The sequence below is a fragment of the Micromonospora sp. KC606 genome (assembly GCF_004348675.1).
In the GTDB taxonomy this organism is placed as follows: Bacteria; Actinomycetota; Actinomycetes; order Mycobacteriales; family Micromonosporaceae; genus Micromonospora.
The window spans coordinates 1-23087 of sequence record NZ_SMKN01000085.1; the positions used below are offsets into that span (position 1 = coordinate 1).

A 23087-nucleotide genomic window follows, 5' to 3' on the forward strand; every position below is an offset into this window, starting at 1 on the left:
ACCCAAAAGGCAGACCCAGCCAGCACGGGGTATCAAACAATTTGGCACTGGCTTATCAAGCACCCTGTTGAGTTCTCAAAGAACAACCACACACCACCAGAAAGCCCCACACCGTGGAACCCCCAGCAGGGCCTATCCCCACACACCCGACACAACCGCGCCGAGCACTTTTACCACTTTACCCGGCAGTTACCGCCGCGTCAAACCGCCGTTTCGCGATCCACACCACGTCAACCCAATTTCCGGGCACCACAAGTCAACCGACTTACGCCGCTCGCCTCGTGACTTCCGACAGGCCGGCCGCCGCAGTCTCCTGCGGACTCGCCCGGTGCCCCGCCAGCGATGAACCATACCCGGTCGGCTCCGCCCCACCAAATCCGCACCAGGCGGATCCGGGAGTGCACCACCCGGGTCCAAGCTACGCGAGACACAACCCCCGCGAACTCGTGACCATTTCCGCGCCCGGCCTTCCAGGATCTTCGCCTGTTTCGTCCGTTCCGCGCGGCCAGAGAAAAGCTACGCCACCGGTAAGTTGATCGTCAAATCCGTCGGGCGCGTCCCGTGTCGCACCTCGAACCGGTCACCGACGGACCCGCACGCGACGCATCGTCGGCTCGGAACCAGGCGCTCCGCGAAATCGCGCGCGGCCGTGCCGGTCGGTACCCGCACCGGACGGTCCCGCAGGCCGGAACGACGCGACGCCCCACACCGGAGCACGCAGGCCGCCCACCGGAGTACTCCCCTCGCATTGTCCCGGCTGAACTGGCGGGTCGCCGCCGTGGTGACGTGCCCACCCGGCGGAGCAACACGGCTGGCTTTCTCACGGGCTCAAAGTTCTTTGGCGGCGGCGACGGCCGGCGTGACGGGGAGGACGGCCGGCGTGACGGGACGACGGCCGATCCGTCGACCGGCTGGCCGGGAATGGCAACCCGTCCGGTCAGCTGACGCGGTGCGCACTCGGGGCGGTCCGACCGATTGCGGACGGCCCCCGGCGAACGGTCCGCGGCGAACGGTCCGCGCGGAAGGCGGGCACCGTCGAGGCGGTCTCGACGACCGTCCCGATCAGCGGGGCAGGCCTATGACGGGGGCCGTAACGACGGTAGCGTTGCGCCACATCACTGCTCGTGGGCGATTCCGCGTGGGCGCTCGAAAGGTACGGAGGGTGCTGCATGTCCAACGGCGAGGAGCCGTTCGCGCTGCGTGACGACGTGTCCGGTCGGCCGCAATTCGAAACCGCCCTGCGCGGCTACGACAAGCGGCAGGTGGAGCGGTACGTCGAACAGACGGACAGCCAGCTGGTGGCACTGGTTGCAGAGCGTGACAGGGTCGCCAACCAGCTCCACGGGCTCACCGCGCACATCCAGCGTCTCCAGGCGGAGGTGACCGAGCTGCGCCAGCGGCCGGCACAGGTGGACCGGGCCTCCTTCCGTGACCTGGGGCCCATGGTGGACCAGATTCTGGCGCTGGCCGAGAAGCAGGCCGGGGTCATCACGGAGTCGGCCACGCAGCTGGCGAACGCCCTGCAGACCGAGGCGGAGAAGGTGCTCGCCGAAGCCCGGGAGCGGACCGCCCAGGCGCTGCGTGACCTGGAGGACGAGCTGTCGTCGCGCCGGGCCGAGCAGGACAAGTCGTACGAGGAACGCCGGGCGGTGGCCGAGCAGGAGCTGGCCGAGATCCACGAACGGGCCGAGCGGCTGCGCGCCGAGGGTGAGGCCGCGCACGAGCGTGCCCAGCAGGAGGCGAAGCGGATCAGCGAGCAGACCGCGAAGCAGATCACCCAGACCCGGGCCGCGGCGGAGGCGTTGACGAAGGCGGCGCGGACCCAGATCCAGCAGGAGATGCAGGCGGCCCGGACGCAGAGCCAGCAGGAGCTGGCCCAGCTCCAGGCGACCGCGGAGAAGGAGATCGCCGAACGTCGAACCGCGATCGAGGAGGAGTTGGCCGGGCAGCGGGCGGCGGCGGAGCAGGAGCTGACCAGCCAGCACAGCGCCGCGGAACAGCGTATCCAGGCGTTGATCGCCGAGGCGCAGCAGTACGCGACGGAGGTCCGCCAGCGCGCCGACGAACAGGTGGCCGGTCACCAGGAGCAGTTGACGGCGGTGCAGCGGGAGATCGCGGAGCGGCAGCAGGCGCTGGTCCAGGTCCGCGAGGAACTGGACACCGCCCGCACGCAGCTCACGCAGATCCAGCAGGAGGGGGACACCGTGGAACGGGACCTGCTCCAGTTGCAGCGCCAGTTGGAGGAGGTCCGCCGCAACCTCGCCACCGAGACCCGCCGCCTCGAGGAGACACGCCAGGCGGCCGACTCGGTGGAACGGCACGCCAAGGAGGTGCGGGCACGGGTGCAGCGGGAGGCGAAACGGGTGGCGGACCTCGCGGCGGCGGCGGTGATGGCGGCTGCGGCCGGCGGATCGGAGACGGCCGAGTTCCCGGTGGTGACGGCACGCCCGCCGGTGGAGCTCTTGGCGGACGCGCCGGAGGATCAGCCCGCCGCGCACGTGGTGCCCGACCGGCCGGCCCCGGAACCGTACGTGCCCGCGTCGGCGCATCGGCCCGAGGTGGTGTCGAGGGGCTGACTCGCTGCCGGACCGGTACGCGGATGCCCCTCGTCGCACCCGCCGGCGACGCCTAGGCGTCCGCCACGCGGTGGAGCACCCACCGCTGGAAACGGCGCGCCTCGGCACGGCCGGGCGGCGGGCCGCCGTGCCGGGCGGCAAGGCACCGTTCGATGAGGTCGACGTGCCGGCCTGACGCGACCACCCGCCGGCCGGCGGCCGGCTTCGACAGCCACACCCCGTCCTCCATCCGGGCCAGGGCACGGCACGCCGCCAGCACCGCGTCCTCACCCCCGGCCTCCGGTCGGTCGGTCAGGTCACCGCCGGCCACGCCGCCACCATCGGCCACACCGTCCTCGTCTGCGGCGGCGCCGGCGGACCGCGCAGGGGCCAGCCACCAGCGCAGCGCCTCGACCAGGAGGCGGCGCAAATCGTCCGGGGGCGGGCCGGCGAAGACCTCGGCGGCGGGCGGGCCCAGCAGGGCGTACCCGTGCTGGTGCAGGATGCTGCGGTCCAGGCCGTACCAGAACCGGCCGTCGGCGGCCGACCGCCGTGCCGGGTCGTAGGTGGCGCGGAAGGCCATTCGCGCCCCGGTGTTCAGCTCCACCTCGAACATCGGCTCCGGGGTGCCCGACCCGGCCGCCGCCCGGGTGTAGACGACCAGTTCCAGGCCGCGCGCCGGGCAGGGCAGCGCCTCGTGCCGCAGCCGGGCCACCAGGTCCCGTCTACCTCCGACGTCCAGCGGGTCGGCGACGACCAGGGCGACGTCGACGTCGCTGCGACCCGGTTGGTAGGCGTCGAGCGCGACCGAGCCGGCCACGTACGCGCCAACCAGGGCCTCGCCAAGGAGGGTACGGGCGACGTCGACCAGGTCGTCGAGGTAGTGACGCAGGGTCGGGTCCACGGCACCATCCTCGGCCACAGGTCGGGGTTTCGCCCACCGTCAGGCCGCCGCCATCCCGAACGTCCTGCTCACCTGTCCGCCTCGGGGCAGCAGACCGTCAACGCCCCGGGCACGACCCTCACCTTCAGCCGCCTGGCCCGTCCCCGCGCGCCGCCGTCCACCTCGTACGTCTTCGGTTCGGCGAAGCGGACCTTCACCCTGCGGCCCCGGGTGATCCGCACGAACGGCGAATCCTCGGATCGGCCGGTGGCCATCCGGCCCAGAGTGCGGGCCCAGTCGACCGCGCCGCTGGCGGTGGAGACGCCGATTTCCAGGGCACCGTCGTCGGGGCGGGCGTCGTCGAAGGCCGGCACGCCGCCGGTGATGGTGCCGACGTTACCGAAGAGCACACAGCTCGCCTCGCCATAGAACCAGTCGGCGCCGTCGACGGTGATCCGGGTGCGGGTCAGTTCACCCCGGACGTGCCGTAGCCCGGTCCAGACGTACGCGGCGCGGCCGAGCCTGCCCTTGAGTTTGCGGTCGGCCTCGCGGATCAGGTCCCCGTCGAAGCCGGCGCCGGCCATCACGGCGAAGTGTTCGCCGTTCAGCCGACCCAGGTCCAGGGTGCGCCGCCGGCCGTACAGGCCGATCCGGACCGCCTCGGCGAGGTCGGTGGGGATGCCGAGGTTGGCGGCGAAGAGGTTGGCGGTGCCGGCGGGCAGGATCGCCATGGCGGCGTCCGCGCCGACGATGGCGTGCGCGCAGCGCTGTACCATGCCGTCGCCGCCCCACACGAAGATCAGGTCAGCGCCCTTCGCCAGCGCCTTGCGGGCCTTCTTCGGGGCCTTGCGGCTCTTCGGCACCTCGTACCAGAGCAGGCGCTCGACCCCGGCGGAGACGAGGGTGGCGCGCAGCGCGTCGAGGCCGCCGCCGAGGGTCTTCCTCCGGTGGGCGATCACCGCGACCGTGCCGGTCACGGACCGGGTGTCGGGTTTCACCGTGGTGCTGGGGCTCATGTCCGGAAGTGATACCCCGGCACGCGGCTTTCCACGCGGGCCGGGCGGCCGGCCTTCGGGGTCGGTCGGCGCCGCCGAACGGACGGGGCCGACCCGGACTGGTCGTCCTGTAACGGAAAATTCACACTCCGGACATCCGTCGTCCGGACTGCCGGCGAACGTCACGATCATGGCTGGCGCGACCGCAACGCCTGGGACACACTTGAGGCCCGACACCGAGGGACGGGGGCATGGGTAGCTCCACACAGGACGATGCGGCGGCGGCTTTCGTACGGGAGCTCACGCACTGGCGTCACCAGCGCCGGCTGTCCAAGAAGGAACTGGCGGAGCGGACCGGCTTCGACCCCTCCTACGTCAGCCACATCGAGAACGGGCGGCACCAGCCGACCGAGGAGTTCGCCCGGCGGGTGGAGCTGGCGCTCGACAGCGGCAACCGGATCTGGCAGCGCTACGTCGCGTTCGCCGGCACCCGGCCGGCTGCGGGGCGGCTGCCCGTGCTCGGCCCCACCGCCGTCCCACCGCCGGCGGGGCCACATCTGGTGATCGACGACGAGCAGGCCGACCTGACCCTCGTCGACGGGACGTACGAGTGCCGGTTCCGGCGGGTACTGCACAGCGTTGGCACCGAACCGATCACCCGGCACACCGTACAGATCGACATCGACCGGTTCCCCGACGACCCGGCCCGCTCCACCGCCTTCCACAGCCGTCATCCGCTCACCCTCGACGAGGTGGACTTCCGGGCGTTCCTCGGCACCGACCGTCCGGAGCCGATGCGCTGGCGGGTTACCCGCAGCCGGGACGCCTTCCTGAAGATCGCCCTGCTCCTGGAGAGCGGCGGCGCGCCGGCGCCGCTCTACCCGGGGCAGCGCACGGTGGTGGACTACGCCTACCGGGTGCCGGTGTGGAAGTTCGGCGACTGGTTGCAGCGCGACATCCGGCTGCCCACCCGCCGGCTCACCGTTCGGCTGGCCCTCCCGGTCGCCGCCCGCCCCACAGTCTGGGCCAGCGAGACCTCCTTCACCTCCGAGACGACCGCGGACGTCGCCCCGCGCCGGCAGGAACGGGAGAGCGTCGTGGCGTACGAGTGGGAGGTGCCGCGCCCCCGGCTGCGGGCCCAGTACCGGGTGCACTGGCACTACGGCGACCCCGCCGCCGCCCTGGCCGGCGCGGACGTTTTCGGGCAGTTGTCCGGCGGCGACCCGGGCGGCCCCGCCACCGCGTGCTGACCGGCGTGGAAATTCCCCGCCCCGGTGCCATCCGGGTGTCGTTTCCGACAGATCGGTCCGCATGTCGATGCGCTCGATAGCGGCCCGACCGGCCCGCCCCTTAGGCTTGACTGTCGGATGGGAGCCGGATCGGCGGCCCCGCCCGGCACCGGGTTACGGACGTGGGCTGAACGCAGCACCGGAAGGCAGGCTGGAGTGACCCGAGACGGTGAGCCTGGGGCCGGATTCGCCCACCGCGCGGACAACAGGCGCGTGGCGTACGAGGTCACCGGCGCGCCCGACGGGTTCCCCGTCTTCCTCATGCACGGCACCCCCGGCAGCCGACGCGGTCCGAAGCCGCGCAGCATCGTGCTGTACCGGATGGGTGTGCGGCTGATCGCCTACGACCGGCCGGGCTACGGCGACTCGGAACGCCGCGAGGGGCGGGACGTGGCCGACGCGGCGCGGGACGTCGAAGCGATCGCCGACCATCTCGGCCTGACGCGGTTCGCCATCGCCGGCCGCTCCGGCGGTGGCCCGCACGCGCTGGCCTGCGCCGCCGACGGGGCGATGCGGGGCCGGGTCGCCCGGGTGGCGGTGCTGGTCAGTTTCGCCCCCGCCGACGCCGCCCGGTTGGACTGGTTCGCCGGGATGAATGGCGACAACGTCCGCGGCTTCGGCGGGCGGGAGGACCACGACACGGCCACGATGATCGCCCAGATCCGCCGGCGCGCGGCCCGGGTCGCCGAGGATCCGAGGTTCCTGCTGGAGGAGCTGATGGTGCAGATGAGCGCGGCGGACCGGCGGGCGGTCAACGACGCGGCGCTGCGCCGGCTCATCGCCGACACCTACGAGGAGGCGCTGCGGGCCGGCCCGTACGGCTGGATCGACGACGTGCTGGCGTTGCGCCGCAGCTGGAAGTTCGACCTGGGCGCGATCGACACCGCGCAGACCCCGGTGCGGCTGTGGCACGGCGCGGAGGACACCTTCGCCCCCGTCGGGCACGCGCGGTGGCTCGCCGGCCAGATCCCGGGCGCCGAGATCGAGGTGCAGCCGGGCGCGGCCCACTTCGATGCCGTGGAGGAGCTGCCCCGGGTGCTGGGCTGGTTGACCGAGCCGGCCCCGGTGACCGCCCGCGACCTGCTGATCGGCACCCGTCCCGCTCAGTAGTGGTGGGGATCGAGAACCCGGCGTACCAGCCGCCCGTCCCGCAGCACCAGCACGCTCGGATGGTGCTGGCCGATCCGGTCGGCGAGCTTGTCGGCGACGCGGGTCCGGCCGATGCTGACCCGCCCTCCTGAGGCCATCTGGTTCACCACCTCCAGGTTGCCCGTGCTGCGCAAGGAGTCCGGGTGTTCGGCGCCGAGCACGTCGGTCAGCCGGGCCACCACGTCGCGCAACTGCTCCCGCCCGGCCTCCAGGTCACCGGAGTACACGGTGAAGACGGCGACGTTGTTGTCGGCCGCCATCACGAACGGGTGTCGAGGGCTCAGCGCCGCCCGCAACCCCGCCGCGGCCGATCCGGCCAGCGTCGCGCCGCCCACGGTGTCGCCGGCGTCCCAGGTGGCCACCGCCAGGTTGTTCCGGCACACCGACACGTAGGGGTGTCCGGCGCCGAAGACCTCGGTGAGGGTCTGCTCGACCTCGACCAGCTCGGCCCGGGCGCGCTCGCCCTCGCCGAGGAGCATGAGGTTCGCCGTCCAGCTCAGCCAGGCGAACAGGGTGTCCGGGTCGGCCGCTCCGAAGCTGGCCCGCAGCCGTTCGTAGGCGACCTCCAGCAATTCCCCCGCCGTGGCGATCTCACCGGTGCTGCGCAGCGAGGCGGCGAGATTGGCCTGGGTGGCCAGCACGTCGCGTGAGTGGTCGCCGAAAATGGCCCGGTAGCCTTCCACCGCACCGCGCAGCAGCGCCACCGAACGCTCGTACTCGCCGAGTTCGCGCAGGTCGCGCGCGAGGTTGCTGGCCGAGAGCAGGGTACGGAAGTGGACCGGGCCGAGGACCAGCCGCAGCCGGCGGTACGTGTTCTCGTCCAGCTCCCGCGACTTGGTGAAGTCGCCCATCATCTGGTACGACGCGGCGAGGTTGTTGGCGGAGATCAGGGTCCGGCGGTGGTCCTCGCCGAACACCTCCACCGACGCCGAATAGGTCCGCAGGTCCCGCTCCAACGCCTCCCGGTAACGGCCGAGCGCGCGCAGGTCACCGGCGTAGCCACCGGCGGTCATCAGGGTGTACGGGTGACTGGCGCCGATCAGTTCCTCCTGCTGGCGCAGGGTGTCCTCGTCCAGCCCGCAGGCCTCCTCGAAGCGGCTCAGACCGCGCAGCAGGTTGGCCCAGTTGAATCGCAGGTGCAGCAGCTGCACCCGCAGCGCGCGGTGGGCGGGCGAGTCCGGCGGCAGCTCCCCCAGCCGGGTCGACCAGATCTTGTCGGCCTGCCGGGCGTACTGCTCGCCCTGCACGTAGCCGCCGTTGAGGTAGATGTAACGGATCCGGTCGATGACCAACTGCCGGACGTTCTCGTCGGAGCAGGAGACCGCGTCGGAGCCGTCCAGGTGCGGCCAGAGGATGCGCAGCCGCTCCTGCAACGCCGGGTCCTCCACCTCGCCCGAAGGACGGGAACCGGCGAGGATGCGGTGCACGTCGTGCTTGACCTCGTCGAGTTCCCGGTCGGACATCCGGGCCCGCAGCGCCGCCTGGAGCAACCGGTGCACCTGTACCCGCTGCGCGTGCAGGTCCACCTTGATCAGCGCCAGCCGGTTGATCCGCTGCACCAGCGCCGCCGCGATGTCCCGCTCGTCGACCCGGTCAGCGACCCGGTCCGCGACGACCGGGTCGTGCGGGGCGATCACCCGCGCCACCTGATCGCCGTAGAGCAGTTCCAGGGAGATCTCCGGAGCCAGCACCGAGGCGAGCTGCAACAGCCGGTACGCCCCGGCGGACTGCTCCTTCAACCGTTGCAGCGACCTGCCCCAGACGTCGGTCTCCGGGCCGGTGCGTTCCAGCCCGGCCAGGTACTCGGCCACGGGCGTGCCGGTGTCGGCGAGCCAGGCGCCGGCCATCGCCACCAGGATCGGGATGTTCTCCACCGCGTCGGCGACCCGCTCGGCCTCGGCCACGCTCATCGACTCCTCGCCGATGCGGGCCCGCAGGTGCGTCACGCTCTCCGCCCGCTGGAACGCCTCGACGTCGACCGCGCGGGCCAGGTCGCCCCAGTCCGGGTTGCGGGTGCTGACCAGCACGTGCCCGTTGCCCTGCGGCAGGAAGTCCCTGACGTGCTCGTACTGGTCGGCGTTGTCGAAGACGAGCAGCCAACGCACCGGGTGGCCGGTGCCGTCCCGCCGCTCCCCCCGGCTGAGCCACTGCCGCACGGCCCGGGTCTTCTCCGGGATGGTGGGCAGCTCCGGCAGGCCGAGCTCCCGACCGAGGTCGGCCACCTGGATGTCGACGAACTGCGGCGGGTCCGCGTCCACCCACCAGACGACGTCGTACGCGCCACGGAAGCGGTGGGCGTACTCGATGGCCAGCTGGGTCTTGCCGATGCCCGCGCCGCCGCGCAGCGCCACCGGGACGGCAGCGCCGCCGGCGGTTTTCAGTTCCTCGCGCAAGCGGCGCAGCAGTGACTCCCGCCCGGTGAACCGGACGTTGCGTCCCGGCGGGTTGAACACCTCCGCCCCGACGGCCGGGTAGCGGGCGCCGGGGGCGGCGTGCCCGCGTTCGCCCGCCGGCCGCCCGACGAGGCGCAGCAGGTGCTCGGCGGCGGCGTCCGGCCCCCGGTCGTGCACGGAGGCCCAACTGCCCGCGGCGAGATCCGGGGAGGGTGGGGTGTCGTCCAGGTGCACCGCCAGCGTGGGCACGCCGGGCGGGACGATCTGCGGCCCGGACCGTTCCCGGGCGGCGCGGTAGGCGCGCGACACCAGCCGCAGCTCCCGGTAGGGGACACCGGCCCGGACCGGGGCGGGTTCGTCCGACGTGACGGGCAGCACCCGCAGGTCCGCGGCGGTGAGCACGGCCTGTGCCCACTCCGCCCAGGCCTGGTCCTCGGCGACGTGCCGCAGCACGATCAGCTCGTCGGCGACGGCCGGCTTGCGCTCGAACCGCTGCACCGTCCGCAGCCGCAACGCCTCGTCGATCCGGGGCAGGGCGGTGACCCGGCCGTTGGTGATGTGGCTGGTCAGCGTCTCGTACGCGCTGAGCAGTGTGGTCCGGCCGCCCGGTTCGTCGCCGAAGGTCGCCAGGGTCTCCTCGTAGGCGTAGTACGCCCGGTACGGCACCTCGACGGTCAGCCAGTACTCCTGCCGCTCGGCGTCGGTCATGCCACTGGGCAAACCGGCGAAACGCTGCATGGCCAGCGCCCGACCGGCGTCGCGCTTGCTCTTCTCCCCGTCGTCGACCCGCATCGGCACCGGCAGCACCCGCCGGGCGCGGCGGCCCTCGTAGCCGCGTACCCGGGCGGCGACGGCGGCGGCCCCGTCGATGCCCTGGCCGCTGAGGGTGAAGCAGTCGACCAGCACGTCCGGCAGGTGGATGGTGCAGATCTCGGCGACGTCGCTGATGCCGGTGCGGCTGTCGATCAGCGTCCAGTCGTAGTGCCGTTTCATGTCCTCACGCAGCGCGTCGAAGAACTGCGCCCCGCCGAGCCGGTTGTAGAAGTTGTCCCAGTTCAGGCCGGTGACGCTGGTGGCGTAGTCGGGGTTGTGGCGGCCGGCGAGCAGCAGGTCGAGACTGCCGCCGCCGGGGAAGTCCCAGCTCACCGAGAAGGCGTAGTTGTGCACCCGGGCGAACCTGCGGTGCCAGTCACCGGGCCGGGCGTCGGTGTCGCCGGCCTTGCGGCGCCGGGCATTCTCCCACTCGTACTCCAGGATCAGGTCCATCACGCCGCCGGTGGAGGCGACCTGATCCGGGTCCAGGAAGGGCGCGAAGAAGCGGTGCAGTCCTGGGGATTCCAGATCCCAGTCGGCGACCAGCACCCGCTGCCCGTTGGCGGCCAGGATCCAGGCCGTGTTGGCCAGCGCCATGGTGCGGCCGGTGCCGCCCTTGTAGGAGTAGAAGGTGACGACCTTGCCCTCACCTGGTGGCGTCATCGGTGGTCCTTCCCTCGCCGTGCGTCTGACGGCCGTCCGGTCGCAGGCTGGGCCGAGGCTCGGCCGGACCGTCGGGCGGAGCGACCGGTCCGTGCCGCAGGAACAGCTTGCGGGCCTCGATGACCAGCTGCGGAGCGCAGCGCTCGAACTCCGCGATCTCGCGTACCGGCAGCACCTGCGGGAAACGGGCGTCCTGCAAGCTACCGGCGATCGCCTCGGGGGTGGCGTCGCCACGCGTGCCGTCGGGGGCGATGACCAGCGGAACGGCCCAGCGGGGCAGGTCGTCCACCGCCGCGCGCGCCGCGCCGGGGCCGACGGTGGCGTCGACCAGCACCACCGTGGGGCTCTCCGCCGCCCGCGCCCGGGCCTCGACCAGGTCGACGACCCGGGTGGGCAGGCCCAAGCGCTCCGCGGTGGCCGCCACGTAGTCGGCGACGGTCAGCGCGTGCTGGCCGTGGTACGGCCGCCAGCCGGCGCCGTGCGTGGTGACCACGGTGATCACCAGCGGGGTGTCGCCGCTCTCGACCCCCGGGCTGCGGGTCAGGGCCACCGCCCGCGACGGGGCGAGCGGCTCGGACTCGGTGACCGCGACGATCCGCTCGGCGAGCGCCGACAGGATCGCCCGGTACGGCCGTCGGTAGGCGCTCAGCTTGCACAACGCCCGCAGCCCGTTCTCGGCGTAGTCGGCGCGGTCGGCCGGCTCCTGCGCCAGCCTGAGCGCCTGGGCCGTCTCCGGGCGGTCCTCCCACGGCGGCAGCGGCAGCCAGAGCACCGGCAGCACGTGCCGGGCCGCCCGGCCCGGCGCCAGGCCGACCAGGCGGCTGCGGAACGAGTCACGCTCGCCCACCGCCCAGGGGTTGCCGAAGTACTTGGGTGAGTAGAGCGCGACGAAGACGTGGGTGACGCTGAGCGCGTCGGTGAGTGTCCGTCTGAGGTCGGCGCCGGGGTCGACCAGCCCGTCGAAGAAACCCACGTCGAGCTCCGCGGTCCGGTGGGCCCGGTCCCGTACCGCGTGCGCGAGGTCCTGGAAGAACCGGTTGACCCAGAAGTCGGTGTCTGGCCGGGCCGCGGCCGACAGCGGCACCGAGTGGGCATAGCTGAGGAAGAAGTACGTCTGCCGGCCCGCCGGCGCGCCCGTCGAGGCGGTGTCAGACCAGGTCATGCCTGACCTCCTCGAACGTCGTGCGGAGCTGGCCCAGGTCGGTGGGGACCTCTGCCCGCACCCAGTGGGTGTGGTAGGCGCGGGCGACACGCTGGGCCAGCCGCCACACCACCGCGTCGTAGGCGTCCTTGCCGTTCTTGCCCAGGCTCAGCAGGCCGTAGATGCCCTCTTCCTGGTACTGCGGGGCGATGTCCGAGGGTAGCCGGGTGGGGCTGAACATCTGCCGCTGCGACACGGCCGGCGGCATCGACCGACGCTCCACCACGGACCAGTTGACCGGGATGATGGGGGTCTCCCCGGGGGATGCGTTCGCCCCCGGGCGCACCGTGAACCGGCGGCGGGCGAAGGCGTCCCACTCGCGGGCGCACCAGGGGCTGTTCAGGTACTGCGGTGAGATCAGCGGGATGAACACCTGGCAGTGCCCGGTGGCGAAGGCGAGGTCGTCGGTCCAGACCTGCCCGCCGTCGAGCATCCGGTCCATGAACCCGGCCTGCCTCCCGGGTGGCAGGCCGAGCAGCTCGACCACGTGGTCGGAGAGGTCGACGAAGAGCTGGAAGACCTTCTGGTTGGTGTCGCGCGGGGGCGCGGCGACCCGGTTGCGGGACCGGGCGTAGCTGAGGAAGAAGACGGGCGCGCCGGGGTCGACCCTGAACTCGTCCTCGGTCACCTGCCGCTCCCACCCGGTGTGGACACCCTCGGCGGCCCACAGTATCGACATCTGCCAAACCCATGGGGCCCCGGGTCGCGACGGCGGGCGCGGTCATCGCCGGCGGTACCGGCCGCACGAACAGGCCGGCGCGCCCCGGGGTGGTCACGACCAGCTGTCCAGGGTGTCGCGCATCCGACCGACGAACCGGTCACCGGCGGTGGTGAGCGCGCCGAGGCCGAGCAGCGCGTCCAGGGCGCCGTCGGTCCAGTCCCGATAGCGGCGGTAGGCGGCGGCAGCGGCCGGGCCGGACCGGGACCGCCACACGTCGGCGACGGCCAGGTGGGCGTACGTGCCGTGCAGGACGCCCTCGACAGGGCGTGGGTCGGGGCGCCAGGGCACCGCCAGCCGGCGCTCGTCCGCGCGGTCGAACAGGTCGCAGACGTCCAGCACCGCGTCGAGTTTGAGGTGCTGTACCTCGTGCACCAGCAGCACCGCCAGCGCCGCGTCGTCGGGCGTGGGAGCCACCGCCACCGCGCCGAAGGCCGCCCCGGCTGCGGCGCTGCGCTGCCGCCCGGCCGGGTCGGGCCGCAACGGCACGACGGCCCGCAGCAGTGTGCCGACGGCCGGGGCGTACCCGCCGTCGGCCTCGGCCGGCAGGCGACGCAGCGCGGCGTCCAGCTGCCCGGTCCACTGTGCGACGTCGTCGGGGGCCAGGCGGGTCGCGACGGGCAGATGGTAGCAGTCCCGGTACGGGTCGGTGTCCTCCAGCAGCAGCTCGTGGCCGCCGGCCCGGACGCGCCGCGCCGGCTGCCAGGCCACGGGCGCGTCATCGAGGCGTACCCGCTGGCGCCGCCCGGCCACGGACAGGTCGAAGCCGCCCGCGCAGCTGGTCAGCCGTGCCGTCGGCACATCGGCGGCCACGTCGAACGCGCCGAGCGTGGGCAGGGCGAGCACCCCGGCGCGAACCGGCACGTCGAGCTGTGCCCCGACGCCGGCGCGGATGGCGGCGGCGGCCGCCACACCCGCCAGGTACGCCAGCTCGCCGGTCGCGCCGTCTCGGCAGCGCTGCGCCCACCGGCGGACGAACGGGTGCTCCAGCACGGTACGGACGGCCTCTGGCGCGGCGAGGTCCAGGTCGACCAGCAGCTGCCACCCGGCAGCGGCGACCGGCTCGGCGGCGGCCCGCGGGCTGAGCGCGACGAGAAGCGCGCGGACCATCCCGAGATGGACCGATGCGAGCTGTCGGGCGCTCTCCGCGCCGCCCCGGCCGCCGGCCAGGTCGTCGAGCACCGCACGGCTGAGCGCGTCGGCGCCCTGCCGGCGGGCCGGCGCGTGCGCGGGGGTGCCCGCCATGGCGTGGATCAGCTCCTTCAGGTCGGCACAGTAGACGGACGGGTTGTCGAATGCGGCGCCGGCGCGGTACCGGTGGGCGAAGAGACCGCCGCCGCACTGGCGTACGACGGGGCACTCGCGGCAGGTGGCGCAGAGCCCGGCCAGGCCGGTCTGCCGGATGGCGATCATCGGGTGCGCGGCGGCGTCGTCGACGCGGTGCCGGAAGACGTCCAGACCGGTGGCCGGCGCGCCGTGGTAGGCCGACTTCAGGGAGTCGACCTGCTCGAACGTGCCATCGGTCTCGATGACGACGAGGTCGGCGAGGCCGAGCCCCACCGCCTCCGTCCGGCTGGCGCCGCCCGCTGCGGTGGAGAGCAGGGACTCCAGCAGGCGGATCGGCACCGGGCGGCCGTCGGCCAGCCAACGCCGGTGCACCGCCAGCAACCACGCCGCGTACGGGGTGGGGACCCCGTCGGGGCGGGCCGGCGGGCGATCCCAGTTGGCGTGCGGGAGCAGGAAGTCGATCTGCGGTGGCTCCTCGGCCAGCAGCGCCTCGTACACCCGGACCGGGTCGTTGTCCAGGTCGACGGTACAGAGGACGCCGGCGTAGGCGGCCCGGTTCTCGGGGCGGCGCAGCAGCGCCAGGGCACGGCGTACGGCGGCGTGGCTGCTCGCGCCATTGGCGTGGCGACGGTGCCGGTCGTTGGCGGTCACGTCGCCGTCGAGGGAGATGCCCACCTTGACGTCGTGGGCGACGAGCACCTCGCAGAGGCGCGGGGTGAGCAGGACGCCGTTGGACTGCATGCGCAGGTCGAGCCGGGCCACCGGCTCGATCCGGCGGCGTAGCTCACCGGCGGCGGCGGCCAGGCCGGCGGCGCCGGCGAGCAGCGGCTCGCCGCCGTGCAGCACGACCCGTACGGTGTCGAGCCGGTGCGCGGCGGCGTGCTCGGCGATCCGGCGGGCGGCGGCCCGCAGCGTGGCCGCCGCCATGACGTGCGGTTGCCGGCGCCAGGACTGGTCGGGGTGCTGGTAGACGTAGCAGTGGTCACAGGCGAGGTCGCAGCGGCTGGTCAGCTTCAGCACGTACTGACTCAGTGGGCTGACCGGCCCGGTGGCCTCCCCGAGCTGCCCGGCGGGTTCAGATCGCAGAGCCGAAGCCCTGGACATCGACGCCGGTCGGCCGGTTGACCCGGTCATGATGTGCGGCGGCGACGGCCCGCGCCCGGGAGAGCGGGATCTCGCCGAGCGTCGTGTGCCGCAGATCGTCCAGCGGCGGCGGAGTCGAGGTCTGGTCGGGACGGACTGCGGTGCGATCCACGTCGTTCCCCCATGCGTGTCGGAGGTCGGCGGGCAACGGCCCGGGACGACGGTCAACGGCGACCATCGACGATAATATCTTGCACGTTCCGTGATGTCACTGACGCTCTCCGCGCAGGCCACCGTCGCGTCCGCCGGACCCGCGCGCCCCCGCCGCGCCGTCCCGCGCAGCCTCGATGCCGCACCTGCGGCCGTCATGCCTCCACCAGCCTCGGGTACGCCAACCACAGCGGCTCTACCGCCTCGCAGACGCGGAAGGCTAGGGTGTCCCGGTGACCGTGTTCCGAATCAGCGAGGCCGCCGAACTGTTGGGGGTCAGCACCGACACCGTACGCCGCTGGGTGGACGCCGGGCGGTTGCCCGCCAGCCGCGACGAGCACGGCCACCGGCTGATCGACGGGGCGGACCTGGCCGGCTTCGTGCGCGCCCAGGCCGCCGAGCCGGACTCCGGCGCGGAGGCCACCTCGGCCCGCAACCGGCTACGCGGCATCGTCACCGCCGTGGTCCGGGACACCGTGATGGCCCAGGTCGACATCCAGGCCGGGCCGTTCCGGGTGGTCTCGCTGATGAGCCGGGAAGCCGTCGACGAACTCGGCCTCGAGGTGGGTTCCGTCGCCGTCGCCGTGATCAAGTCGACCACCGTCGTGGTGGAACGCGCCGCACCGGGCGGCGCCCGGGGAAGGACCAGCACATGATGATCCGCCGCGCCCTCGCCGCCCTGACCGGGCTCGCCCTGCTCGCCGCCGCCGGCTGCACCGCCGACGACCGGCCGGACCGTACCGACGCCAGCCGCACGCTGACCGTCCTCGCCGCCGCCTCGCTGACCGAGTCCTTCACCACCATCGGCCGGGAGTTCGAGGCCACCCACCCCGGCGTCCGGGTGACCTTCACCTTCGGCGGCAGTTCTGCCCTGGCCACCCAGATCACCCAGGGCGCCCCGGCGGACGTCTTCGCCGCCGCCGCGCCGCAGAACATGACCACCGTCACCGAGGCCGGTGCCGCCGCCGGCGCCCCCACCGTCTTCGCCCGCAACCAACTCGTCATCGCCGTGCCCAAGGACAACCCGGGCCGGGTGCGGCGCCTTTCCGACCTCGCCCGACGCGGCACGAAGGTAGCCATCTGCGCGGAGCAGGTGCCCTGCGGAGCCGCCGCCCGCGCCGCGCTGGACGCGTCGGGGATCGAGCTCGTCCCGGCCACTCTGGAGCAGGACGTCAAGGGCGCGCTGGCCAAGGTGCGCCTCGGTGAGGTCGACGCCGCGCTGGTCTACCGCACCGACGCCCGGTCCGTCGCCGAGGTCGACGGGATCGAGTTCCCCGAGTCCGCCCGGGCGGTCAACGACTATCCGATCGCGGCACTCCGGGAAGCGCGCGATCCGGCCACCGCCCGCGCCTTCGTCGACCACGTCACCTCCGCCCGCGGCGCGGCCGTGCTCACCGCCGCCGGCTTCCAGCCGCCGACGGGCTCGTGACGATCCTGCGCCACCCGTCCACCGGGCGACGCGGACCGCGCCGGCGGGTGCCGGCGGCGCTGCTCCTGCCGGCCGCGCTGGGTTTACTCCTGCTGGTGCTGCCCCTGGTGGGGCTGTTGCTGCGCACCCCGTGGGCGAGCCTGCCGCAGCGGCTGACCGCGCCGGGGGTGCTCACCGCGCTGCGGCTGTCCGTGCAGTGCGCCACCCTGGCCACCCTGCTCTGCCTGGCCCTCGGCGTACCCCTGGCCTGGCTGCTGGCCCGGGTGGAGTTTCCCGGCCGCCGGGCGGTGCGGGCCCTGGTCACCGTCCCGCTGGTGCTGCCGCCGGTGGTCGGCGGGCTCGCGCTGCTGCTGGTCTTCGGCCGCCGGGGCCTGCTCGGCGGCTGGCTGGACGAGACCTTCGGTGTGACCCTGCCGTTCACCACCACCGGTGTGGTGCTGGCCGAGGCGTTCGTGGCCATGCCGTTTCTCGTCATCGCCGTCGAGGGAGCGCTGCGTGCCGCCGACATCCGGTACGAGGAAGCCGCGGCCACCCTCGGCGCCGGCCGGTTGACCACCTTCACCCGGGTCACCCTGCCACTGGTCGCCCCGGGCGTGGCCGCCGGTGCGGTGCTCTGCTGGGCCCGCGCGCTCGGCGAGTTCGGCGCCACCATCACCTTCGCCGGCAACTACCCCGGCCGAACCCAGACCATGCCGCTCGCGGTCTACCTGGCGCTGGAGACCGACCTGGACGCCGCGATCGTGCTCAGCCTGATCCTGCTCGCCGTCTCGGTGGCGATCCTCGCCGGGCTGCGCGACCGCTGGCTCGGCAGCCCGTGACCGCGCCGCTGCTGGACGCCCGACTGGTCGTCGACCGGGGCGCCTTCCGCCTCGACCTGCCGCTGCGTATCGACGCCGGCGAGGTGGTGGCGCTGCTCGGCCCCAACGGCGCCGGCAAGTCCACCGCCCTGCGCGCGCTGGCCGGGCTGCAACCGCTCACCGCCGGGCACATCGTCGTCGACGGCGTCGACCTGGACCGACCCGGTCATGGCCGGTGGGTGCCGTCCGAACGGCGGCGCGTCGGCGTGGTGTTCCAGGACTATCTGCTCTTCCCGCACCTGAACGCGCGGGACAACGTCGCGTTCGGCCCCCGGCGGCAGGGCCTGGACCGACGGGCCGCCCGGGAACGCGCCACCGGTTGGCTGGAGCGCGTCGGCCTGGCCGGGTACGCCAGGCGCAAGCCCGGCCAGCTCTCCGGCGGCCAGGCCCAGCGGGTGGCCCTGGCCCGCGCGCTCGCCGTACACCCCCGGGTGCTGCTGCTCGACGAGCCGCTCGCGGCGCTCGACGCGCGGACCCGGCTGGACACCCGGGCGCAGTTGCACCGGCACCTGGCCGCGCACGACGGCGCGGCGCTGCTGGTGACCCACGACCCGCTGGACGCGGTCGCGCTGGCCGACCGGCTCGTCATCGTCGAGGACGGCCGGCTAGTGCAGGAGGGCGACGCGGCGGCCGTCACCGCGCGCCCACGCACCGACTACGTGGCCCGGCTTGTCGGGCTCAACCTCCACCGCGGTCACGCCGACGGCCACCGGGTACGCCTCGCCGACGGGGTGACCCTCCACAGCACCGACCGGGTCGACGGGGACGCCTTCGTGGTGTTCCCCCCGGCGGCCGTCGCGCTGCACCCGCACCGACCCGAGGGCAGCCCCGGCAACACCTGGCCGGCCACCGTCGCCGGTGTGCACCGACACGGCGATTACCTGCGTGTGCAGCTCACCGGGGCACTCGACGTGGCCGCCGACGTCACCGCGTCGGCCGTGGCCCGGTGGACACTGGAGCCGGGGCAGCAGGTGTGGGCGGCGGTCGAGGCCAGCGAGACGCGGGCCTACCCGGCCTGAGCCCTCTCCGGGTGGTCATCCCGGGCCGATCTCGCCTTCCCGATCGACCGGTGCACCGTCGGCGGGGGCCTCACCCGGTGCCCCCGCCGCGCCGCGGGGCCGCCGGATCCGGCGCAGCACACCGTGCCACTGCGGGGTCTCCCGGGTGGTGTCGAACGCCCGAGCGATGACGACGTCGGTCGACGAGTGGGCCAGGATCGAGATGACGATCGTCAACGCCACCAGGTGGAAGACCTCGTCCCCGGCGGGGATCCCGGACTTCAGCACCAGCAGCCCGTAGACGACCGAGGCGAACCCCTTCGGCCCGAACCACATCGCGGCGGCCTGCTCACGCAGGCCCAGCCCGGAGCGCAGGAAGGAAATCCACAGCGCGACCGGCCGGGCCACCACGATCGCCAGGACGGCGAACACCCAGCCGGTCCAGGAGATCTCCCCGAGGAACTGCACCGAGATCAACGCCCCGAACACCAGCAGCGCCGCCAGCTTCAGCAGCTCGGCAACGTTCTCCCCGAAGTGCTCGAAGGCGGCCCGTTCCCGGGGCCCGAACGTGGCCACGGTGATACCGGCGGCGAACGCCGCGAGGAACAGGTTGCCGTGGGTGACCTTGCCCAGCGCCAGCACCAGCAGCCCGATCGCCACCCCGTTGAGTGGCGCGTACGCCACCGACGCGGCGAACCACCGGCTGCGCTCCAGCGCGATCGCCGACAGTGGCACCAGGACGCCGATCAGCAGGCCCACCGCCAGTTCGGTCGCCAGCGCGCCGAGATGCAAATCATTCGAACCGGCCGCCACGGCCAGGAGCACCACCACGAAAGGCAGGGCCAGCCCGTCGTTGACACCCGACTCCACGTTCAGCAGGTGCCGCAGCCGGGCCGGCACCTTGTCGTTGCCGACCAGGGCGGCGGCGAACACCGGGTCGGTCGGCGCCAGGACGGCGCCGATCAACAGCGCCTCGGGCCAGTTCAGCCCGGCCACGTAGTGGGCCAGCACGGCGGTGACGAGCAGGGTCAGCGGCAGGCCCCAGCCGAGCGCCCGACCCGGCAGCCGCCACGCCGACCGCAGGTCGGCCCAGCCGACCCGCATACCGTCGGTGAACAGCACGGCGAAGAGCGCCAGCTCGGCGAGCTGCGCGACGATCGGTGACTCCGCGTCCAGGTGCAGCACCCCGCCGGTGTCCTCGCCGAGGAGGAAACCGGCCACCAGGAACAGCGCCGCGGTGGAGAGGATCGTGCGATGGGCCAGCGCCGACACGAGCACGGCCAGCAGCAGCACGACGGCGAAGGAGAGCAGCAGCACGAACGGGCCTCCGGAGGCAGGGTGCGCACGGAGCCGAGCGCACATCCGCCACGCCCGAGTTCCGGTGATCATAGCCGTCGGCCACCGGGCCGGACGGGTGCCGGGCCGGCGCCGCCGGGCATCGCGGCGGTGGGAGGATCGACCGTGTGACGACGACACGCTGGTGGGCTGGGCGAACACCGTCATCCGCCCGGTACGTGACGTGCCGCGGCTGAGACGGGCACCGACCTGGAAGCAGAGCCGCGGCTTCCGGCACCCGGCCCAGGTGATCAGCGCCGGGTTCGGCACGGCCGTGCTCGTCGGCACGGTCCTGTTGTCGCTACCGGCGGCCACCCGCTCCGGTCAACGGGCGCCGCTCGTCGACGCGCTCTTCACCGCCACGTCCGCGGTCTGTGTCACCGGGCTGGTGACCGTCGACACCGGCACCTACTGGTCCGGGTTCGGGCAGTTGGTCGTGCTGCTGCTGATCCAGGCCGGCGGGCTGGGCATCATGACCCTGGCGACGCTGCTCACCGTGCTGCTCTCCCGCCGCCTCGGGCTGCGCGCACGATTCCTGGCCCAGGCCGAGACCAAGAGCCTCAGTCTGACGAACGTCCGCGGGGTCGTCCGAAAGATCGTCCTGTTCAGCCTGATCAGCGAGGCGATCGTGGCGGTGGTGCTGGCGGTGCGGTTCGCCACCGCGTACGGCGAGCCGTTCGGGGCCGCCGCCTACCACGGGGTGTTCCACGCGATCTCCGCCTTCAACAACGCGGGTTTCTCCACCAACGCCGACAGCCTCGTCGGCTACGTCACCGACCCCTGGATCAGCCTGACCGTGACCGCCGCCGTGATCCTGGGCGGACTCGGGTTCCCCGTCGTGTTCGAGCTCGCCAGGACCTGGCGCCGGCCGGCGCTGTGGTCGGTGATGACCCGCCTCACCGTCACGCTCACCGCCGTCCTGCTTGTGCTCGGAACGCTCGTGCTGGTGCTGGCCGAGTTCACCAATCCCCGCACCCTGGGGCCCCTGAACGGACCGCAGAAGCTCCTCGCGGCGTTCTTCGCCGCGACGATGACCCGGACCGCCGGGTTCAACAGCCTCGACATTTCCGCGATGCGGCCGGAGAGCCTGCTCGCCAGCGACGTGCTGATGTTCGTCGGCGGCGGCAGCGCCAGCACCGCCGGCGGGATCAAGGTGACCACCTTCGGGCTGCTGGCGTTCGTGCTCTGGTCGGAGATGCGCGGCGAAACCCACGTGCACGTCGGCAACCGCCGGGTCCCACCGAGCAACCAGCGGCAGGCGCTGGCGGTGGCGCTGCTCAGCGTCGGGGTGGTGGTCACGGCAACGTTCGCGCTGGTCGCGATGACGTCGTACGGTCTGGAGCAGGTCCTGTTCGAGGTGATCTCGGCGTTCGCCACGGTGGGCCTGTCGACCGGCATCACCGGCAGTCTGCCTCCGGAGGCGGACCTGCTGCTGGTCGTGCTGATGTTCGCCGGCCGGATCGGGCCGCTCACGCTGGCCTCGGCGTTGGCGTTGCGGGACCGGACCCGTCGCTTCGAACTGCCAGAGGAGAGGACGATCGTTGGCTGACATCCCATCCGAGCCCGTACTGGTCGTCGGTCTGGGTCGCTTCGGCAGCGCACTGGCGCTGGAACTGGTCAGCCGGGGAACCGAGGTGCTCGGCATCGACAGCCGACACAAGGTGGTCCAGGCGCTGTCCGGGCGGCTGCCGCACGTGATCACCGCCGACGCCACCGACATCGAGGCGCTGCGGCAACTCGGCGTGGCCGAGTTCCACCGAGCCGTCGTGGCCATCGGCACCGACATCCAGGCCAGCATCCTCACCACCAGCCTCCTGTCGGAGCTCGGCATCGCCGACATCTGGGCGAAGGCCATCAGCGACCAGCACCGGCACATCCTGACCCGGGTGGGCGCCCACAAGGTGGTCGCGCCCGAGCATGACATGGGCGAACGGGTCGCCCACCTGCTCTCCGGTCGGATCCTCGACTACGTCGAGGTCGATGCGGACTTCGCCGTGATCAAGACCACCCCACCGCGAGAGGTGGTGGGTGTGCCGTTGCGGCAGTCGCGGGTACGCAGCCGCTGGGGCGTCACGGTCGTCGCGGTGAAAGCGCAGGCCAGCCTGGCCGGACGGCGCACCGAGTTCACCCACGCCACCCCGGACACCGTGCTGTCCTACGGCGATTTCATCCTCGTCGTCGGCCCCATCGACAACGTGGAGAGGTTCGCGACCGCCGGGTGAGTCGACCCGGACGCGCCCGCTGGCGCGGCCGGATCGCTCACGGCGGTGGTCGGCCGGCCCGCGGCTGCGGCGGGAGCACGGGCCGACCAGATCACCGGCCGGTGGCGCCGTCCGTCTCGGCCTCGAAGACGTCGGGAACCCCGTCCCGGTTCTGGTCGATCTTCTCGATCTCGTGCACCCGGCGGTAGAAGCGGTTCCGGGCGCGCAGGATCGCCGCGGCGAGCAGGGCGGAGAGCAGCGACCCGGTGAGCACGGCCACCTTCACATGGTCGTCGCGCTCGCTGCCCTGCCCGAAGGCCAGCTCACCGATGAGCAGCGAGACGGTGAAGCCGATCCCACCGAGCAGCGACAGCCCCAGCACATCGACCCAGTTCATGCCCTCGTCCAGGTCGGCCCGTCCGAACCGGGACACCAGCCAGGTGGCGGTCACGATGCCGACGGGCTTGCCGACCACCAGACCGACGACGATGCCGAGCGCCACCCGGTCGGAGAGCGAGGTGACCAGGCCGGCGAGCCCGCCGACGGTCACGCCCGCGGAGAGGAACGCGAAGATCGGCACCGCGACGCCGGCCGAGATCGGCCGGAACCGGTGCTCGAAGTGCTCGGCCAGCCCTGGGCCCGCGTCCGGCCCGCCGGCCGCCGCGCTACGGATCACCGGCACGGTGAAGGCCAGCAGGACGCCCGCCACGGTGGCGTGCACCCCCGACTCGTGCACCAGCACCCAGGTCACCACCGCCAGCGGCAGCAGGAGCCACCAGGATCGGACCCGGCGCTGCACCAGCACCCCGAAGGCGGCCAGCGGGAGCAGCGCGCCCAGCAGTGGCAGCACCGACAGGTCGGCGGTGTAGAACACCGCGATGATGACGATCGCCATGAGGTCGTCGACCACGGCGAGGGTGAGCAGGAAGGTCCGCAACGCCGACGGCAGGAACGACCCGATCACGGCGAGGACGGCCAGCGCGAACGCGATGTCCGTGGCGGTGGGGACCGCCCACCCCCTCGCCGCC

18 protein-coding genes are annotated in these 23087 nt (G+C 73.0%); 9 read left to right on the forward strand and 9 right to left on the reverse strand.

Features of this window, described 5'->3' with window-relative positions; genetic code table 11:
* The first annotated feature begins 1169 nt into the window (after nt 1-1169).
* The gene (locus E1193_RS17435; protein ID WP_132184251.1) at nt 1170-2576 is read left to right on the forward strand and encodes a hypothetical protein; all 1407 of its coding nucleotides are present in this window, start codon (nt 1170-1172) and stop codon (nt 2574-2576) included.
* Between the two features lie 52 nt (nt 2577-2628).
* Here the strand turns inward: E1193_RS17435 and E1193_RS17440 are convergent, their stop codons facing one another.
* A complete protein-coding gene (locus E1193_RS17440; RefSeq protein WP_132184252.1) occupies nt 2629-3459 on the reverse strand; it encodes a nucleotidyltransferase domain-containing protein in 831 nt (276 codons plus the stop codon).
* 68 nt (nt 3460-3527) lie between these two features.
* Nucleotides 3528-4454, reverse strand: coding sequence for a diacylglycerol kinase family protein (locus E1193_RS17445; RefSeq protein ID WP_132184253.1), 927 nt, complete (start codon nt 4452-4454; stop codon nt 3528-3530).
* A 230-nt stretch (nt 4455-4684) separates the two neighbouring features.
* Here E1193_RS17445 and E1193_RS17450 point away from each other — a divergent pair, with 230 nt between their 5' ends.
* Complete coding sequence (locus E1193_RS17450; RefSeq protein ID WP_132184254.1) at nt 4685-5683, forward strand: helix-turn-helix transcriptional regulator; 999 nt, start codon at nt 4685-4687, stop codon at nt 5681-5683.
* Nucleotides 5684-5878: 195 nt separating this feature from the next.
* Nucleotides 5879-6832, forward strand: a complete 954-nt coding sequence (locus tag E1193_RS17455; protein WP_132184255.1) for an alpha/beta hydrolase — start codon at nt 5879-5881, stop codon at nt 6830-6832.
* Here E1193_RS17455 and fxsT read toward each other — a convergent pair.
* The 5 genes from fxsT to E1193_RS17480 form a co-directional block, all read right to left on the reverse strand.
* On the reverse strand, nt 6826-10740 hold the full coding sequence (fxsT, locus tag E1193_RS17460) for an FxSxx-COOH system tetratricopeptide repeat protein (protein WP_132184256.1): 3915 nt from the start codon (nt 10738-10740) through the stop codon (nt 6826-6828). The two genes, E1193_RS17455 and fxsT, sit on opposite strands and share 7 nt — an antisense overlap.
* On the reverse strand, nt 10724-11902 hold the full coding sequence (locus E1193_RS17465) for a TIR-like protein FxsC (RefSeq protein WP_132184257.1): 1179 nt from the start codon (nt 11900-11902) through the stop codon (nt 10724-10726). The genes fxsT and E1193_RS17465 overlap by 17 nt, the downstream gene beginning before the upstream one ends.
* The gene (locus tag E1193_RS17470) at nt 11889-12620 is read right to left on the reverse strand and encodes a TIR-like protein FxsC (RefSeq protein ID WP_243707750.1); all 732 of its coding nucleotides are present in this window, start codon (nt 12618-12620) and stop codon (nt 11889-11891) included. Before E1193_RS17470 ends, E1193_RS17465 begins: the two co-directional genes overlap by 14 nt.
* A gap of 93 nt (nt 12621-12713) precedes the next feature.
* Nucleotides 12714-15050, reverse strand: a complete 2337-nt coding sequence (locus E1193_RS17475; protein WP_132184258.1) for an FxsB family cyclophane-forming radical SAM/SPASM peptide maturase — start codon at nt 15048-15050, stop codon at nt 12714-12716.
* Nucleotides 15022-15201 carry an FXSXX-COOH protein gene (locus E1193_RS17480; protein ID WP_132184259.1) on the reverse strand — a complete coding sequence of 60 codons (180 nt, stop codon included), beginning with the start codon at nt 15199-15201 and terminating at the stop codon, nt 15022-15024. Before E1193_RS17480 ends, E1193_RS17475 begins: the two co-directional genes overlap by 29 nt.
* Before the next feature lie 271 nt (nt 15202-15472).
* Here E1193_RS17480 and E1193_RS17485 point away from each other — a divergent pair, with 271 nt between their 5' ends.
* Genes E1193_RS17485 through E1193_RS17500 form a run of 4 tightly spaced genes read left to right on the forward strand, consistent with a single transcriptional unit; the run spans nt 15473 to nt 18544 of the window.
* Nucleotides 15473-15895 carry a helix-turn-helix domain-containing protein gene (locus tag E1193_RS17485; RefSeq protein WP_132184260.1) on the forward strand — a complete coding sequence of 141 codons (423 nt, stop codon included), beginning with the start codon at nt 15473-15475 and terminating at the stop codon, nt 15893-15895.
* On the forward strand, nt 15892-16668 hold the full coding sequence (gene modA / locus E1193_RS17490) for a molybdate ABC transporter substrate-binding protein (RefSeq protein WP_132184261.1): 777 nt from the start codon (nt 15892-15894) through the stop codon (nt 16666-16668). Before E1193_RS17485 ends, modA begins: the two co-directional genes overlap by 4 nt.
* Entirely contained in the window at nt 16665-17486 is an 822-nt protein-coding gene (locus E1193_RS17495) for an ABC transporter permease (protein WP_132184262.1), read from the forward strand. The genes modA and E1193_RS17495 overlap by 4 nt, the downstream gene beginning before the upstream one ends.
* The gene (locus E1193_RS17500) at nt 17483-18544 is read left to right on the forward strand and encodes an ABC transporter ATP-binding protein (protein ID WP_132184263.1); all 1062 of its coding nucleotides are present in this window, start codon (nt 17483-17485) and stop codon (nt 18542-18544) included. The genes E1193_RS17495 and E1193_RS17500 overlap by 4 nt, the downstream gene beginning before the upstream one ends.
* 15 nt (nt 18545-18559) lie before the next feature.
* On the opposite strand, the gene E1193_RS17505 is transcribed toward E1193_RS17500, so the two are convergent.
* The gene (locus E1193_RS17505) at nt 18560-19840 is read right to left on the reverse strand and encodes a cation:proton antiporter (RefSeq protein ID WP_132184264.1); all 1281 of its coding nucleotides are present in this window, start codon (nt 19838-19840) and stop codon (nt 18560-18562) included.
* A gap of 211 nt (nt 19841-20051) precedes the next feature.
* Here E1193_RS17505 and E1193_RS17510 point away from each other — a divergent pair, with 211 nt between their 5' ends.
* Nucleotides 20052-21407 (forward strand): TrkH family potassium uptake protein, encoded by a 1356-nt coding sequence (locus E1193_RS17510; protein ID WP_132184267.1) that lies wholly within the window; start codon nt 20052-20054, stop codon nt 21405-21407.
* The gene (locus E1193_RS17515) at nt 21400-22080 is read left to right on the forward strand and encodes a TrkA family potassium uptake protein (RefSeq protein ID WP_207922745.1); all 681 of its coding nucleotides are present in this window, start codon (nt 21400-21402) and stop codon (nt 22078-22080) included. Before E1193_RS17510 ends, E1193_RS17515 begins: the two co-directional genes overlap by 8 nt.
* Before the next feature lie 91 nt (nt 22081-22171).
* Here the strand turns inward: E1193_RS17515 and E1193_RS17520 are convergent.
* A partial coding sequence (locus E1193_RS17520) for a Na+/H+ antiporter NhaA (protein ID WP_132184265.1) occupies nt 22172-23087 on the reverse strand: 916 nt, incomplete at its 5' end.